Here is a 15,425-nt window from a genome sequence, read left to right on the forward strand (position 1 = left end):
CTGCAATCTCGTCGAACGGGTTCATCGACATTTTGACATTGGCGAGATCGACACCGCTACCATCCGCGTTAACGCGAACCTTCACATTGTAGTCAATCACGCGCTTGACAGGCACAAGTACCTTCATTTTTGCGTTTGCTCCTTACAAAAACGGCAAGCCGCAACGCGACTCCACCAATGCTCTCCCCGGCTAGATAGCGCCTTGGGTCAGATCGCAACAGGGCAAAATCGTCACGTCAGCGTCTATCGACGTCGCGTTTCGTCATTTCGTGAGCGCTAAACGCAAGAAAATTTCGCTCATGTACAGACGCCACCCGAGTCGCTTGGACGCGGGAGGGGCCAATTTGTCGCAACTGATATGCAGGTTTCAGCGGTTCGCGCCCGGAATCCAGAGCACGTCGTCCTTGCCGCCATTGTTGGCGACACGGGCGGCGACAAAGAACCAGTCACTGAGTCGGTTCAGGTACTTGACCACCGCAGGGTTCACAGGCTCATGCGCTCCCAACTCCACGGCCAAGCGTTCGGCGCGACGGGCAACTGTGCGGCAGACGTGCAAGTGCGCCGCCAGGGCAGAACCACCCGGCAGGATAAAGCTGCGCAGCGGATCCAGCGCATCGTTCATGACGTCAATCTCTTCCTCAAGGCGGTCGACCTGATCAAGGGTCACGCGCAGGGGCGGATACTCGGCCTCGGCGTCTTTTTCCATGTCGGGACGGCAAAGGTCGGCGCCCAAATCAAATAAGTCATTCTGGATGCGCGACAGGGCTGCATCGATGTCTTCCTCGGCCACAAGGCGGGCGACCCCAACAAAGGAGTTCAATTCATCGGTGGTGCCATAGGCGGTTACGCGGTCCGAAAATTTTGCGACACGGTCACCATTGCCCAAGGCGGTGTCACCCTTGTCTCCGGTGCGGGTGTAGATCTTGTTGAGAACGACCATCTATTGGCCTCCTTGTCCGCGCAAATAGACATAAAGAACGATCAGGATCACAGCGATTGCCTGAAACAGGATGCGCAGGCGCATAATCTTGTTGGCGTATTTGGCGTTGAACTTGCCGCCTGCACCAAACCCCCCGATGCCGATGGCCAAGACCAGCACGACGGCAAACATGGCCCCGAGCATGACGACAAAAACCAGGTTTTCCATTTGCGGCCTCACAGCAAAAAAGGTGAACTCTAGCCGGTCATCTAGCGGCGGATGGGACAAAAGCGAACAGGTTTTTTTGTCTCAGAGCCGCGTCAGGATGCGGTCAGTGGCCCGCGTGGACAGGATGCGCCGCAGGAAACCACCGATGTAAGTGGGTGTCGTGACGTAGTAGCGCGGGCGGGGGCGCGCAGCGGTCGCCGCGTGAACGAGGCGCTTGGTAACGTAAGACGCGGGGAGCTCGAAGGTGTCCGGGCCTGAACTGTGATAGAGGCGCTTGAGCAGAGAGCTTTCGTATTTCTCGCGCAGGGCCGAGTTTTCCCAGTCGATGTAGCGTTCGAAAATCGGGATCGCCTTTTCCCGCAGCTTGGATGTGATTGGGCCGGGTTCGATCAGTGACACCTCAATTCCGGAACCGTGCAGTTCCAGTCGCAAGGTGTCGGTCAACCCTTCGAGCGCGTATTTGGTGGCGACATAGGCGCCGCGCCATGGAAATGCGACAAGGCCAAGAATCGAGGAACACTGGATGATCCGCCCACGCCCTTGATCGCGCATCACCGGGATGACCCGACGGGTCAGTTCGTGCCAGCCAAAAAAATTGGTCTCGAAGATATGTCGCAACCCGTCTGTCGGAATATCCTCGACCGCACCGGGAAATCCGTGTGCCCCGTTGTTGAACAGAACGTCCAAGCTGCCGCCGGTGGCGTCCAGAACCTCTTGCAGGCCAGAGGCGATGGATGCGGCATCGGTGTAGTCGATCAGAGGGCTGTCAAAGCCTTCTTCGCGCAGCCGGTCGCAGTCGGCCTGTTTGCGGCACGAGGCGAACACGCGCCACCCCTGTTCTCGCATGCCCAGGGCCGCGTCGTAACCGATACCGGATGAGCAACCTGTGATCAGGATGGTTTTTTGCATGTCGTTCCTCGCCTGAGTTTGCGGGCAGCTATGCCGATCGCAGCGAACGAATCAATGCAAGGTAGGGATCAGGGTGACTTTTTGCTGACAAGCGATGCCGCGATCCAACCCATCTGTTGCTCGGGCAAAACCCGCAGGCGCAACCACCCAGTGCCGGATTCGCTCAGAACTTCGACCTTGTGGCCGATGTTCAGTCGAGCAACGACAGGATAGATCGTGCCGGGCCCGTCGCGCATGTTCACGCGGGTGCCCAGGACCTCGCGGATGTCGGCCTTGGGTTCTTCGGGCGCCGCAACTTGGGGCGCTTCGGATTCGGTGTTTGTCTGAAAGGATACCGCGCCTTGTTCCAGCGAGGCCAATGTAAGGCTGGCACCGACGTTTTGACCGAAACTGTTCAGTCCCGATTGTAGACCAGGCTTGATCTGGGCAAGGCGCTTTGCGGTTTCTTCGGCAGTTAGTTCAGGTTCTTCAACGGGTCCGGGCGCTTCTACCTTGTTCTGACGCGGCTTGAGAACGGGTTTGGCCACCAGTGCGACGGCCGTTACCGGTTCGGCAACGGGTTTTGGTTTGGGCGCCGGGCTGTAGGCCACTTTTTCGGGTTCGTCCGGACGGACACCGCGCGGCTCGAAGTCGGCGCCTCCGCTGAGCTCGTAGAATGCAAAGCCCAGAAATGCAAAAGATACCAAAACAAAGCGCATGGCGCGCCTCCCCCACAGGCAAAAGGTGAATCAATAGTAGAAATCGACAGCAGCTTATCGATGCAGAATACCATATCGCCGGCGGAGAGTCGAAATCTCGGGGAAGCAGGTGGTAATCCTCCCCCTGTGGCGGATTTGCCGAGTTGTCCCCAGTAAAATGACCCTTGCTTGCTTTACCCGCGCCCGCAGGCGGCGTATCACATCATCTATGACGGATACTATCGACGACCCCAACATGAAGTCCCCCGAAGGTGCCGGAGAAGTGGCCGAGCCACTGCGCCGAGCCATTGGTGATCGCTATCTGACGTATGCGCTGAGCACGATCATGCACCGCGCCCTGCCGGATGCGCGCGACGGGCTTAAACCGGTTCACCGGCGAATCCTTTATGCGATGAACCGCTTGCGGTTGGCGTCGAACGGCAAGTTTCTGAAGTCCGCCAAGATTTCGGGCGACACGATGGGGGATTTCCACCCGCATGGCGACGCCGCGATTTATGACGCGATGGCGCGTTTGGCGCAGGACTTCAACGTGCGCTATCCGCTGGTCGACGGTCAGGGCAATTTCGGCAACATCGACGGCGATAACCCGGCGGCCAGCCGATACACCGAAGCACGGATGACCTTTGTGGCCGAGGCGCTGTTGCAGGGCTTGGACGAAGACGCCGTTGATTTCCGCGACAATTACGATGGGCGCCTGACCGAGCCGGTGGTTTTGCCGGCCGAATTCCCGAACCTGTTGGCCAATGGCGCCAGCGGCATCGCGGTCGGGATGGCAACGAACATCCCGCCTCATAATATCGCTGAGCTTTGCGACGCCTGCCTGCACATGATCAAAGTGCCGGATGTGCGCGACGACACGTTGCTGAATTATGTTCCGGGGCCGGATTTCCCGACCGGGGGCGTCATTGTCGAGCCGCAAGAAGAAATCGCCAAAGCCTATCGGACGGGGCGCGGTGGGTTCCGCCTGCGGTGCAAGTACGAGGTCGAAGATCTGGGGCGGGGCCAATGGCAGATTGTTGTCACCGAGATCCCCTATCAGGTGCAGAAATCCAAGCTGATCGAAAAGATCGCCGAGCTGATCCAGACCAAGAAGATCCCGATTCTCGCCGATGTGCGTGACGAATCTGCGGACGACATTCGGGTGGTGCTAGAACCGCGTTCAAAAAACGTCGACCCGGACGTCTTGATGAACATGCTCTACCGCAACTCGGATTTGGAAGTGCGGTTCAGCCTGAACATGAACGTCCTTATCGACGGTGTGACGCCCAAGGTCTGCTCGCTCAAAGAGGTACTACGCGCCTTCCTTGACCACAAACAGGACGTGCTGTTGCGCCGCTCGCGCCACCGGATGGCCAAGATCGACCACCGGTTGGAGGTCTTGGAAGGCTTTATCGTCGCCTTCCTCAACCTGGACCGTGTCATCGACATCATCCGCTATGATGACGACCCCAAGGCCGCGCTGATGCGCGAGGATTGGGGCATCAAACATGTCCGTGCAATGGACGAGGCCAGTTATGTTTCACCCCTTCCAGGGGAGGGTGAGCTGAGCGAGGTTCAGGTCGACGCGATCCTGAACATGCGTCTGCGCAGCTTGCGCCGTCTCGAAGAGATGGAGCTGGTCCGCGAGCGTGACGCCCTGATGGAAGAGCGCGCAAACCTCGAAGACCTGATTGCGGATCCGGCCTTGCAATGGGCCAAGATTGCCGAGCAGCTCAAAGAAACCAAGAAGACCTTTGGCAAGGATTACGAAGGCGGCGCGCGCCGGTCCGTTTTTGCCGAGGCCGGGGCCATCGAAGAGGTGCCGCTTGAGGCGATGATCGACCGCGAGCCGATTACAGTGGTCTGTTCACAGATGGGGTGGATCCGGGCGATGACCGGCCACATCGACCTGAAGCGCGAATTGAAGTTCAAGGACGGCGACGGGCCACGGTTTATCTTCCACGCCGAAACAACCGACCGCCTGCTGGTCTTTGGCACCAATGGCCGGTTCTATACGATCAGTGCCGCGAACCTGCCTGGTGGGCGCGGCATGGGTGAGCCTTTGCGACTGATGGTTGATCTGCCCAATGAGGCCGAGATCGTCGACATTTTGATCCATAACCCGGAACGCAAGCTGCTGGTGGCTTCGAATGCGGGCAACGGCTTTGTGGTGCCGGAGCCGGATGTGGTGGCCCAGACCCGCACCGGGAAACAGGTGCTGAACGTCAAGGGCGAAGACGAACGTGCGATGATCTGCAAGCCGGTGATGGGTGATCATGTCGCCGTCGTGTCCCAGAACGGCAAGCTGCTCGTGTTCCCAACCTTGGAACTGCCCGAGATGGGGCGCGGCAAAGGGGTGCGCCTGCAGAAGTACAATATGGCACGCGGAAAGCAGGGGGCGCTGGAGTTGGACGGTGGGTTGTCGGACATCACCACGTTCAATTGGGATGACGGGCTTAGCTGGCCGATGGGTGGAGACAAAACCCGGCACGAACCGGATATGACGCAATGGCTGGCCAAACGGGCTGGCGTTGGCAAGCGTCCGCCCTATGGTTTCCCACGCAGTTACAAGTTTTCGTGACGTTTTGAATGCAGGTGCGAGGAAAAGCGCCGATGCTGCTTGGCATCGGCAACCGCGCTGCGATACACCGTCCCAAACATAGGCATATCGAGACGCTATCCATGATCCGACTTCTGTTTTCTCTCGCTTGCGTGTCTTTTTTGGCCGCCTGCGGCTCGACTCAGCTGAACGAGGCTCCCGAAGACTTGGGTGCATTCAGCGCTCGGGTCATTCACGTCTACACCGACAAGGCCAAACAATGGCCGCTGTCGCGCAGCGCAGAGCCCTCGGAATGGAATGCGCCGATGGAAAACGCGATGGAAACAAGATTGCGCCGCTATGAAGGTGGGCAGGAATATGATGTGGCCGTCTCGCTCGAAGGGTACATGCTGGCGCCTCCCGGCGTTCCTGTCCTGGTCAATCCCAAGAGCGTCGTGGTGGTGAATGTCTTTGTCTATGACGTGGCTAACGAGACATTCCTCGCCAAGAAACAGCAGATGGAAATCTTTGAGGATACCACCGGACAGAGTGCGATTCTGGGATCCGGGCACAGCCGCACCAAGGAAGAGCAGATTGCGGGTTTGTCATTGAATATTGCCGACGCCATCGAAGAGTGGATTGCCGAGCAGCACGCTGAAAACGGCTGGTTCAACGCACGGGCCGAGCCTGCTCCGGCCACGGAATAGCAACAGCGGCAGTAAAACCATCTCAAGGTCGATCCAGAGTACAGGATGCTCTTGATTTTCCCTCTGGAACCAAATATCCCGCGCGCGCAGATGCAAACCGGGACCAAGGGTCCCCCAAATCGCAAAAGGGCGCCTGAGGAATGGCAAAGGAAAAGTTTGAGCGTACAAAACCGCACGTCAACATCGGCACGATCGGCCACGTTGACCACGGCAAGACCACGCTGACCGCAGCAATCACCAAATATTTTGGCGACTTCAAAGCCTACGACCAGATCGACGGCGCGCCGGAAGAAAAAGCACGCGGCATCACCATCTCGACCGCACACGTCGAGTATGAGACCGAGGCACGTCACTATGCACACGTCGACTGCCCCGGCCACGCTGACTATGTGAAGAACATGATCACCGGTGCGGCGCAGATGGACGGCGCGATCCTGGTTGTGAACGCTGCTGACGGCCCGATGCCCCAGACCCGCGAGCACATCCTGCTGGGCCGCCAGGTTGGCATCCCGAAGATGGTCGTCTTCATGAACAAAGTTGACCAGGTTGACGACGAAGAACTGCTGGAACTGGTGGAAATGGAAATCCGCGAGCTGCTGTCTTCGTACGACTACCCGGGCGACGATATCCCGATCGTTGCAGGTTCGGCTCTGGCCGCGATGGAAGGCAACAAGCCCGAAATCGGCGAAGAGAAGATCAAGGAGCTGATGGCGGCTGTTGATGACTACATCGACACCCCTGAGCGCGCTGTTGACCAGCCGTTCCTGATGCCAATCGAAGACGTGTTCTCGATCTCGGGTCGTGGTACCGTTGTGACCGGCCGTGTCGAGCGTGGCGTGATCAATGTTGGCGACGAGATCGAAATCGTCGGCATCCGCGACACTTCGAAAACCACCTGCACCGGCGTTGAAATGTTCCGCAAGCTGCTGGACCGCGGTGAAGCAGGCGACAACATCGGTGCCCTGCTGCGTGGTGTTGACCGTGACGGCGTTGAGCGTGGCCAGGTTCTGTGTAAGCCGGGTTCGGTCAAGCCGCACACCAAGTTCGAAGCCGAAGCCTATATCCTGACCAAGGAAGAGGGTGGCCGTCACACGCCGTTCTTCGCGAACTATCGTCCTCAGTTCTACTTCCGTACAACTGACGTCACCGGCACCGTGAACCTGCCCGAGGGCACCGAAATGGTTATGCCTGGCGACAACCTGAAGTTCGACGTTGAGCTGATCGCACCGATCGCGATGGAGCAGGGTCTGCGCTTCGCCATCCGCGAAGGCGGCCGCACCGTCGGCGCCGGCGTCGTGTCGAAGATCACTGAATAATTCGCTCTTGCGAATGATCAGAAGGAAAAGGGCGCCCAAATGGGCGCCCTTTTTCGTTTGAATTCAATGATCCCGAGACGTCCGCCCAAAGAGCGTCGAAAATCACGGAGTAAGGTCGTGTTTCCCTAGAAAACTCTGGCCAGTGGCGACAGGGGCTTTTGCCTCAGGCAAAACCCCCGAAAGCCACACCGGTGAGACCAAAAAGAAGGCCGCTCCAATCGGAGCGGCCCTTTTCATCACTTAGAGCTCTCGCACAATCCGACATGGGTTCCCCGCCGCAAAGACCCGCTCGGGCAGGGACTGTGTCACAATCGACCCCGCGCCAACAGTGATACCATCACCGATCTCAACCCCGGGCAAGATGATGGCCCCGACACCGATCCAGGCATGTTTGCCGATCGTCACAGGCTGGGCGGATGTGCGATATTTCGGCAGGCCATCTTAGGTATAGATACGGTCCTCGACGCGGATTGGATGGGTGGTGGCGTAAATTTGCACCGACGGACCCAAGAGGGTGCCTTCGCCGATGTGAATTTGATCGCCGTCCAGCATGGTGCAGTTGAAGTTGATGAACACGCCTGCACCCAGGTGAATGTTGTCGCCATAGTCGCAAAAGAACGGCGGTTCGATCCAAGCGCCTGGTCTGCAGGTGCCGAGCAGGTCGGACAGTATCTGCGTGCGTATATCCCGCTCTTCGGCATCCGATGCATTGTACGCCTTCAGCAGACGGCGCGCTTTGGTGTGGCGCGCCATGGTTTGATTGGCGCGAGTGTCGAATGTGTCGGTCACAGGCGGCCTTGGGATGTTCTACTCAGCCGGAGCAAAGCCGGTGATCAGTTGCTTCAATCCAATGGCAGCGCCTGCGAAGATCGCGACAAACGCTACTGGCGCACTGTAGGCCAGCACGGAAAAGGCCGAGACGCCTTGGCCCAGGCTGCATCCAACGGCGAGAATCGCCCCCGGTCCCATGATGACGGCTCCCAAGATCTGGCGGCGCAGTTCACGAGGGTCTTCGCAGGCTTCCCAGCGGAAATGCCCTTTGGAGAACGATCCAAGGCAGGCGCCCAGGATGACGCCCACAACCGAACCGACGCTGAATGACAGCGTGTTCCCCGAGGCGGTCATACCGTAATAGATGGTGTCGCCAATGGGGGCGACGAAACTGTGGGTTTCGATGGGTTCCGCGTCAAATCCGGTGTGGGCGACCCAATAGGTGCCGACCCATCCCGAGACCACGGCCAACCCCACGACGGTGCCCCAGAAGATGTGTTTAGGGGAGGCGCGAATTGCGGCGCTGGACAGGGTAAAGGCAAGAATGGCGCCACCAATGCTCAGCCCGGTGATAAGGGGCGAAATGCCCCAGAATTTCTCGGCATAGGCGCTGAAACCTTGTGGCGTTTCGGCGTTGAATTCGACCGGAAAGATCATGACTCGTGTATGCGCAAGGGGGCCGGACATGACGAAATAGGCCGAGAGGCCCATGACAATGACGATCACAAAGGCGCGCAAGTCGCCGCCCCCCAGCCGGGCCAAAGCGCCGTAGCCGCAATTGCCGCTGAGCGCCATGCCATAGCCGAACATCAGCCCGCCGATGATTGTGCCCATAGGGCTCCAGACGCGATCCAGATAGGTGGTCTGTGCCACATCCATCGCGCCATGATACATCGCAAGATGCACCCCAATTATGGCGACTCCGATGGCGATGCCCCACATGCGCAGACGACGGTCGTCGGCGCCGTAAAGAACATCTTCTATCGCGCCCAAGGTGCAAAACCGGCCTATGCGCGCTGCCAAGCCCAAGGCAAGGCCCCCGATCAAGCCGATCAGGGCCGCTGTATTGGCCTCTCCCAAATTTTCGAGCAGTGATTCGAACATGTGCGGCCTCCTCTCCAAAGGCAGACCAGCGATGGTCTTGGATCAGTCTTGCCTGCAAAAGAGGTCATAGACCACTTCCATGATTTGTTTGGGGCGGTCGTCTGTCAAGGAATAGTAGATCGTTTTGCCATCGCGTCGGGGGGTGACCAAGCCCTCTAGCCGCAAGCGCGATAGCTGCTGTGACACCGCAGCCTGGCGGGCGGACAGCAGCTCTTCCAGTTCGGTGACCGACTTCTCTCCGGTTGCGAGATGGCAGAGAATCATCAACCGCCCCTCGTGGCTGATCGCCTTGAGGAAGTTCGAGGCCTGTTGTGCGTTTTGCATCATGCGCTCCATATCTTCAGCGCACATGTTGGGATCGAATACGGGCAGGCGCGATATAGTGTCGGGGCGGGGTTCAGGTGTCATGGCACTCATCCTGTTGTGTCCAGGGGGATTCTTGCCTGTTCAAACATCTGATTGAGTAGGCCCCAAAAGAAGTCTTCGCCCGGGTATCCTTCGACGCGGCCGACCTCGGCCCCATCCTGAACAAGGATGAAGGTCGGGGTGAAGTGGACGCGGCGCACAAAGGAGACGTCGGGCGTTTCACTGTGCAGGTCATAGCGCCTCAGCGGCGCTGTTTTGCCTTCGACCGTCTTGGGGTAGATGTGGGCAATCTCTTCGTTCCATTTGGCACACCAATAGCAGCCATCCTCTTCCGCCATTAGCAGGTAGGTGTCAGCCGTGGCGGCCAAAGGTAGCCAGCCCAAGGTTGCGATAAGAAAGGCGCCCAACAGTTTCACGTGGTTCCCCAATTGACGAGTCACTGCAATACATCATAATCCTATGTTTGAATATTACAAGCTTGGCGATTTGAGAGGCACCATGTTCGACGTCACGTATTTTGGGGCTTTGATTGCCGGGCTGCTGTCCTTTCTGTCGCCGTGCATTCTGCCCATCGTGCCATTTTATCTGAGCTATCTGGCGGGCGTGGGCATGAACCAGATTTCGGCCGATTCAGCGATCACATCAGACGTGCGACGGCGGGCGTTTCTGGCCGCATGCTGCTTTGCGCTTGGGGTGATTACGATCTTCATGGGGTTGGGGGCCACGGCCAGCGCCTTTGGCCAGATGGTACGCGAGTATTTCGACATTCTACGGTGGGCCGCTGCCGCTCTGATCATTGCGATGGGTCTCCATTTTCTGGGCGTCGTCCGCATCGGGTTTCTGTATCGCCAGTTCCGCGCGGATGCGGGTGACACCAGCAATGTTGGCTATATCGGGGCCTACGTCATCGGGCTGGCTTTTGCCTTTGGTTGGACGCCTTGTGTCGGCCCTGTGCTGGCTGCGATTCTGTTTACGGCTGCGGGGCAGGATTCTGCCGCGCAGGGGGCGACGCTCTTGTTTGTCTATGGGCTGGGGATGACCCTGCCATTTGTGGTTGCGGCGCTGTTCATCGGACCGTTCATGTCGTGGATGTCCCGATTCCGTCGCCATCTGGGCACGGTCGAGAAAATCATGGGCGGGATGCTGGTGCTGTTCGGTATTTTGATCGCGACCAACTCAATCAATCTGATCGCGCAGTGGATGCTGGAGCACATTCCGTGGTTCAGCGCCATTGGCTGACTTTGTAGGAGGAAACCATGTTTCGAGCTATTGTTCTTGCCCTAGCGACCCTGATCGCAATGCCATTGGCCGCCGCCGAGGTTGGCGATGACGGCCTGCACAAGGCGCCATGGATGCGCGACACCTTCAAGGACCTGCGCGAAGATCTGGATGAGGCGAATGCCGAAGGCAAACGTCTGATGCTGATCATCGAGCAACGGGGGTGCATCTATTGCAAGAAAATGCACGAAGAGGTCTTTGTCGTCGACAAGATCGCCGACTACATCGAGGCCAATTATTTTGTGGTTCAGATCAACATGTTCGGCGATGTCGAAGTGACAGATTTCGATGGCACCGCACTGCCGGAAAAGGACATGGTGAAACGCTGGGGTGCCTTGTTCACACCCAACATCTATTTCCTGCCGCAAGAGGTGCCTGATACCGTTACTGCTGCCCAGGCCGCTGTCGCCAATATGCCAGGAGCATTCGGCAAGGGAACGACTTTCAACATGTTGAATTGGGTGGTTGAAAAGGGGTACGAAGAAAGCGAACCTTTCCAAAAGTATCACGCACGCAAGCTGGAAGAGCAGAAAGGGTGACGACTTTCTGCAAGCGCGAAACAAAATTTCGCCAGATTCTGCACGTGCGAACAGATATAAAAATTCATGTAGTTGAATTTGATATTGCGATGACGCCTCAGTGTGCATTAGTGTGCAATGCACGACGGATAAGAATCGTCTGAGGGAGGATACATGAAACGCGCACTCATCTTGACGCTTTGCACCGCTTTTGGCGCGACTGCGGTTGCAGCCGGCGACGTAAAGCCTGCGGACGTTGTTTATGAAGACGGGGTGGTGAACGCCTCGCTGACAGGACAGGCAGGCGACGCGACCAACGGTCGAAAGGTCTTTGCAAATCGCAAGCAGGGGAATTGCCTGGCATGCCACGCAAACTCTGACATGCCGGAAGAGGGATTCCACGGCGAAGTTGGCCCCATGATGGATGGCGTCGGTGAACGCTGGACCGAGGCAGAGCTGCGCGGCATCGTATCCAATTCCAAGATGGTCTTTGAGGGCACGATCATGCCCGCCTTCTACATCGATAGCGGCTATGAACGTCCGCTGGATAAATTCGCAGGCCAAAGCATCCTTTCGGCGCAGCAGGTCGAAGACATCATTGCTTACTTGATGACGTTGAAAGACAGCTGAAGCCCCCGAACCTAGGAGAACATTATGAAACTAACTCGGCGCAATCTGCTGATCCTGAGCTCGGCCGGAGTTGCGGCAACGGCCATGGGGTCGCTGCCTGCATTCGCCTCGCTGACCGACGATGAAATCGCCAAACTGACCGGCGGTGCAGAGCTGGGCGAAGGTGCAATCACCATCACAGCCCCCGAAATCGCGGAAAACGGCAATACCGTTCCGATCGAAGTGGACGCACCAGGCGCGGTCGCGATCACGCTCTTTGCGGACGGTAACCCGGTTCCCAACGTTGCGACCTTCAACTTTGGTCCTCTGGCCGCATCGCGCAGCGCATCGACCCGCATCCGTCTGGCATCAACGCAGAACGTAGTTGCGATCGCCAAGATGGAAGACGGCTCGTTCCAGAAGGCATCGGCCAACGTCAAGGTAACCATCGGCGGCTGCGGCGGCTGACCCGGAACACGAGGAGAAACAACATGGCATCTGGTGTAAAACCCCGCGTCAAAGTCCCCAAGTCGGCTGCTGCTGGCGAAGCGATCACCATCAAGACCCTGATCAGCCACAAGATGGAAAGCGGTCAGCGCAAGGACGATGATGGCAACGTCATTCCGCGCTCGATCATCAACCGCTTCACGGCCGAGTTCAACGGCGAGAGCGTGATCGACGTAACGCTGGAACCGGCGATCTCGACCAACCCCTATTTCCAGTTTGAGGCAACCGTGCCCGAATCCGGTGAGTTCAAGTTCACCTGGTACGACGACGACGGCTCGGTCTACGACACAAGCAAGAAGATCAAAGTCCAGTAAGAAAAACGGACGATCTCGCCAGGGAGGAGGGACCGAAATGACCAAGAAACTGTGGGCTACATTTGCACTCATAAGCCTAGGCACATCTGCCGCCGCACAGGACAGCAACTCTTTGTCCATCGACGGAGAGGCAATGGTGACCGAAATTGCAGCACCGTCGCATATGGAAAACGTCGACACGATCTATTCGGGTTGGCGCTTCCGTTCTGTGGAAACGCAGGCGCTGGAAATGGATGACTTCGACAATCCCGCGTTTGTCTTTGTCGAGCAGGCCGAGGACCTGTGGGACAAGGTGGACGGCGCGGCAGGCAAGGCGTGTTCGTCCTGCCACGAAGATGTCGCGGATTTCGCGGGTTTGCGCACGCAATTGCCGCGCGTTGACGATGGCGAGTTGGTCACGATGGAAAATCTGATCAACGAATGCCGGACTGAACGCATGGAAGCCGAGCCTTGGAAATGGTCCAAGGGCAATATGACCGCAATGACGGCGTTGATCGGGGTTCAATCCCGTGGCATGCCGATGAATGTGGCCATCGACGGCGATGCGGCACCGTTCTGGGAAAAGGGCAAAGAGCTCTACTACACCCGCGTGGGCCAGTTGGATATGGCCTGTTCGAACTGCCACGAAGACAACTATGGCATGATGATCCGTGCGGACCATCTGAGCCAGGGGCAGGTCAACGGTTTCCCGACCTATCGTCTGAAAAACGCCAAGCTGAACTCGATCCATGGTCGTTTCAAGGGCTGTATGAAGAACATCCGCGCAACCCCGTTCAAAGAGGGTGGCGATGAGTTCAAGGCGCTCGAGCTCTATCTCGCATCGCGCGGGCAGGGCCTGTCTGTCGAAACCCCGTCGGTGCGTAACTGACCTGACTGTTGCCCCGTGCCTTTTGGTGCGGGGCTCTTTTCCACATAATAAATTCATACATGCGCATATGTAATGAAAGAGGTGCACATGATTTCGCGGCGAGATTTCCTACAGGTTGGCATGGCGGCTTCGGCCATTGTCGGGGCGTCGGGTTTTGGCAATTGGGCGCGTTTGGCGGCGCAGCAGCGGCTGACACAGGATCAGTTGTTGGAGTTTGAAACCTTCGGGAATGTCTCGCTGATCCACATCACCGACATTCACGCGCAGCTCAAGCCGATCTATTTCCGCGAACCCTCGGTCAACTTGGGTGTCGGTGGCAACAAGGGAGCCGTACCGCATGTAACCGGGGCTGACTTCCGCAAGCTTTACGGCATCGCGGATGGCTCCCCCAGCCACTATGCGCTCAGCTCGGGCGACTTTTCGGCGCTGGCGGACATGTATGGTCGCGTTGGCGGGCTGGATCGGGTGGCCACCGTGGTCAAGGCGATCCGCGCGGACCGTCCGGACGCCATTTTGCTGGACGGTGGTGACACCTGGCATGGATCTTACACCTGCTATCACACCCAGGGGCAGGACATGGTCAACGTCATGAACGCCCTGAACCCTGATGCCATGACTTTCCATTGGGAATTCACGCTGGGGTCCGAGCGGGTGAACGAATTGGTTGAAAGCTTGCCGTTTGCGGCGCTGGGCCAGAATATTTTTGACGCGGAATGGGACGAACCCACAGACCTGTTCCCGCCCTACAAGATGTTTGAGCGTGGCGGTTCCAAGATCGCCGTGATCGGTCAGGCCTTCCCTTATATGCCGATCGCAAACCCGCGTTGGATGTTCCCCGAATACTCGTTTGGCATCCGGGACGAGAACATGGCCGCAATGGTCGAAGAGGTCCGCGCCGCAGGTGCCGATTGCGTCGTCGTGCTCAGCCACAATGGCTTTGACGTGGACAAGCAGATGGCCAGCGTGGTGCCGGGCATTGATGTGATCCTGTCCGGCCACACCCACGATGCGTTGCCGGAACCGGCGGTGGTCGGGAATACGATCATTGTTCCGTCAGGATCGAACGGCAAATTCGTATCGCGGGTCGATCTCGATGTGCGCGATGGCCGGATGATGGGTTATCGCCACAAGCTGATCCCGATCTTCTCGGACGTGATCACGCCGGACGCTGAAATGACCGCCCTGATTGACGAACAGCGCGCGCCCTACCTGGCTCAGATGACCGAGGTGATCGGCCAGACCGACAGCCTGTTGTACCGCCGTGGCAACTTCAACGGCACTTGGGATGACCTGATCTGCGATGCGCTCTTGTCCGAGCGTGAGGCCGAGATCGCGCTCAGCCCTGGTGTGCGCTGGGGGCCGTCGCTGGTACCCGGTCAGGATATCACGCGTGAGGACATCTGGAACGTCACATCCATGAGTTATGGCGAGGCGTACCGGACCGAGATGACGGGCGAGTTCCTGAAGGTCGTGCTCGAAGACGTGGCCGACAACATCTTCAACCCTGATCCCTATTATCAGCAGGGCGGCGACATGGTGCGCACCGGTGGTCTTGGTTACCGCGTCGATGTGGGTCAGCCGCAGGGCTCGCGGATTTCCAACATGACCTTGCTGAAAACCGGAGAGCCAATTGACCCGGCACGTTCATTTGTCGTGGCTGGTTGGGCCTCGGTCAACGAAGGCACCGAAGGACCGCAGATCTGGGATGTGGTGGAAAATCATATCGCCAAGCTGGGCACCGTAACGGTGACAGAAAACAACAGTGTCGAAGTCGTCGGAGTTTAAGGGAGAAGAA

At 58.0% G+C, this 15,425-nt stretch carries 19 protein-coding genes and 1 pseudogene; 10 read left to right on the forward strand and 10 right to left on the reverse strand.

All coding sequences use genetic code 11. The features are described from left to right. The 5 genes and pseudogenes from TRM7615_RS12525 to TRM7615_RS12545 form a co-directional block, all read right to left on the reverse strand. Positions 1 to 127, reverse strand: a pseudogene (locus tag TRM7615_RS12525) (electron transfer flavoprotein subunit beta/FixA family protein); the annotation flags it as partial. A gap of 240 nt (positions 128 to 367) precedes the next feature. Then, the gene (locus TRM7615_RS12530; RefSeq protein WP_108788021.1) at positions 368 to 940 is read right to left on the reverse strand and encodes a cob(I)yrinic acid a,c-diamide adenosyltransferase; all 573 of its coding nucleotides are present in this window, start codon (positions 938 to 940) and stop codon (positions 368 to 370) included. After that, complete coding sequence (locus TRM7615_RS12535) at positions 941 to 1,147, reverse strand: twin transmembrane helix small protein (protein WP_108788023.1); 207 nt, start codon at positions 1,145 to 1,147, stop codon at positions 941 to 943. A gap of 81 nt (positions 1,148 to 1,228) precedes the next feature. Then, entirely contained in the window at positions 1,229 to 2,056 is an 828-nt protein-coding gene (locus tag TRM7615_RS12540) for an SDR family NAD(P)-dependent oxidoreductase (RefSeq protein ID WP_108788025.1), read from the reverse strand. A gap of 68 nt (positions 2,057 to 2,124) precedes the next feature. Next, entirely contained in the window at positions 2,125 to 2,754 is a 630-nt protein-coding gene (locus TRM7615_RS12545) for an SH3 domain-containing protein (protein WP_108788027.1), read from the reverse strand. Between the two features lie 208 nt (positions 2,755 to 2,962). On the opposite strand from TRM7615_RS12545, the gene parC reads away from it, so the two are divergent. From parC to tuf, 3 genes are all read left to right on the forward strand, one after another. Continuing rightward, complete coding sequence (gene parC, locus TRM7615_RS12550; protein ID WP_108788029.1) at positions 2,963 to 5,314, forward strand: DNA topoisomerase IV subunit A; 2,352 nt, start codon at positions 2,963 to 2,965, stop codon at positions 5,312 to 5,314. A 32-nt stretch (positions 5,315 to 5,346) separates the two neighbouring features. Further along, positions 5,347 to 5,979 (forward strand): hypothetical protein, encoded by a 633-nt coding sequence (locus TRM7615_RS12555; protein ID WP_235824086.1) that lies wholly within the window; start codon positions 5,347 to 5,349, stop codon positions 5,977 to 5,979. Positions 5,980 to 6,119: 140 nt separating this feature from the next. After that, on the forward strand, positions 6,120 to 7,295 hold the full coding sequence (gene tuf, locus TRM7615_RS12560; protein ID WP_108788031.1) for an elongation factor Tu: 1,176 nt from the start codon (positions 6,120 to 6,122) through the stop codon (positions 7,293 to 7,295). Between the two features lie 240 nt (positions 7,296 to 7,535). Here tuf and TRM7615_RS26240 read toward each other — a convergent pair whose 3' ends face one another. From TRM7615_RS26240 to TRM7615_RS12580, 5 genes are read right to left on the reverse strand one after another with little or no spacing between them, the layout of a single operon-like run. After that, complete coding sequence (locus TRM7615_RS26240; RefSeq protein WP_207775232.1) at positions 7,536 to 7,700, reverse strand: DapH/DapD/GlmU-related protein; 165 nt, start codon at positions 7,698 to 7,700, stop codon at positions 7,536 to 7,538. Between the two features lie 36 nt (positions 7,701 to 7,736). Continuing rightward, positions 7,737 to 8,084: a maltose acetyltransferase domain-containing protein gene (locus TRM7615_RS25760; RefSeq protein ID WP_207775233.1), complete on the reverse strand. Its 348-nt coding sequence runs from the start codon at positions 8,082 to 8,084 to the stop codon at positions 7,737 to 7,739. A gap of 18 nt (positions 8,085 to 8,102) precedes the next feature. Then, positions 8,103 to 9,158: a YeeE/YedE family protein gene (locus tag TRM7615_RS12570; RefSeq protein WP_108788571.1), complete on the reverse strand. Its 1,056-nt coding sequence runs from the start codon at positions 9,156 to 9,158 to the stop codon at positions 8,103 to 8,105. Positions 9,159 to 9,212: 54 nt separating this feature from the next. Then, positions 9,213 to 9,578: an ArsR/SmtB family transcription factor gene (locus tag TRM7615_RS12575; protein ID WP_108788573.1), complete on the reverse strand. Its 366-nt coding sequence runs from the start codon at positions 9,576 to 9,578 to the stop codon at positions 9,213 to 9,215. A 5-nt stretch (positions 9,579 to 9,583) separates the two neighbouring features. Then, positions 9,584 to 9,952 carry a thioredoxin fold domain-containing protein gene (locus tag TRM7615_RS12580; RefSeq protein ID WP_181892858.1) on the reverse strand — a complete coding sequence of 123 codons (369 nt, stop codon included), beginning with the start codon at positions 9,950 to 9,952 and terminating at the stop codon, positions 9,584 to 9,586. Positions 9,953 to 10,034: 82 nt separating this feature from the next. Here TRM7615_RS12580 and TRM7615_RS12585 point away from each other — a divergent pair, with 82 nt between their 5' ends. The 7 genes from TRM7615_RS12585 (at position 10,035) to soxB (ending at position 15,415) form a co-directional block, all read left to right on the forward strand. Further along, on the forward strand, positions 10,035 to 10,775 hold the full coding sequence (locus tag TRM7615_RS12585; protein ID WP_108788577.1) for a cytochrome c biogenesis CcdA family protein: 741 nt from the start codon (positions 10,035 to 10,037) through the stop codon (positions 10,773 to 10,775). Between the two features lie 17 nt (positions 10,776 to 10,792). Continuing rightward, positions 10,793 to 11,353, forward strand: a complete 561-nt coding sequence (locus TRM7615_RS12590) for a thioredoxin family protein (RefSeq protein ID WP_108788033.1) — start codon at positions 10,793 to 10,795, stop codon at positions 11,351 to 11,353. Positions 11,354 to 11,506: 153 nt separating this feature from the next. Beyond that, positions 11,507 to 11,962: a sulfur oxidation c-type cytochrome SoxX gene (soxX, locus tag TRM7615_RS12595; protein ID WP_108788036.1), complete on the forward strand. Its 456-nt coding sequence runs from the start codon at positions 11,507 to 11,509 to the stop codon at positions 11,960 to 11,962. A gap of 24 nt (positions 11,963 to 11,986) precedes the next feature. Then, the gene (soxY, locus tag TRM7615_RS12600; protein WP_108788038.1) at positions 11,987 to 12,409 is read left to right on the forward strand and encodes a thiosulfate oxidation carrier protein SoxY; all 423 of its coding nucleotides are present in this window, start codon (positions 11,987 to 11,989) and stop codon (positions 12,407 to 12,409) included. Between the two features lie 23 nt (positions 12,410 to 12,432). After that, the gene (gene soxZ / locus TRM7615_RS12605; protein ID WP_085794353.1) at positions 12,433 to 12,762 is read left to right on the forward strand and encodes a thiosulfate oxidation carrier complex protein SoxZ; all 330 of its coding nucleotides are present in this window, start codon (positions 12,433 to 12,435) and stop codon (positions 12,760 to 12,762) included. Between the two features lie 37 nt (positions 12,763 to 12,799). Continuing rightward, positions 12,800 to 13,630 (forward strand): sulfur oxidation c-type cytochrome SoxA, encoded by an 831-nt coding sequence (soxA, locus tag TRM7615_RS12610; RefSeq protein WP_108788040.1) that lies wholly within the window; start codon positions 12,800 to 12,802, stop codon positions 13,628 to 13,630. Positions 13,631 to 13,717: 87 nt separating this feature from the next. Beyond that, positions 13,718 to 15,415, forward strand: a complete 1,698-nt coding sequence (gene soxB / locus TRM7615_RS12615; RefSeq protein ID WP_108788042.1) for a thiosulfohydrolase SoxB — start codon at positions 13,718 to 13,720, stop codon at positions 15,413 to 15,415. Positions 15,416 to 15,425 lie beyond the last annotated feature (10 nt).

Source organism: Falsiruegeria mediterranea M17 (assembly GCF_900302455.1).
GTDB classification, from domain to species: Bacteria; Pseudomonadota; Alphaproteobacteria; order Rhodobacterales; family Rhodobacteraceae; genus Falsiruegeria; species Falsiruegeria mediterranea.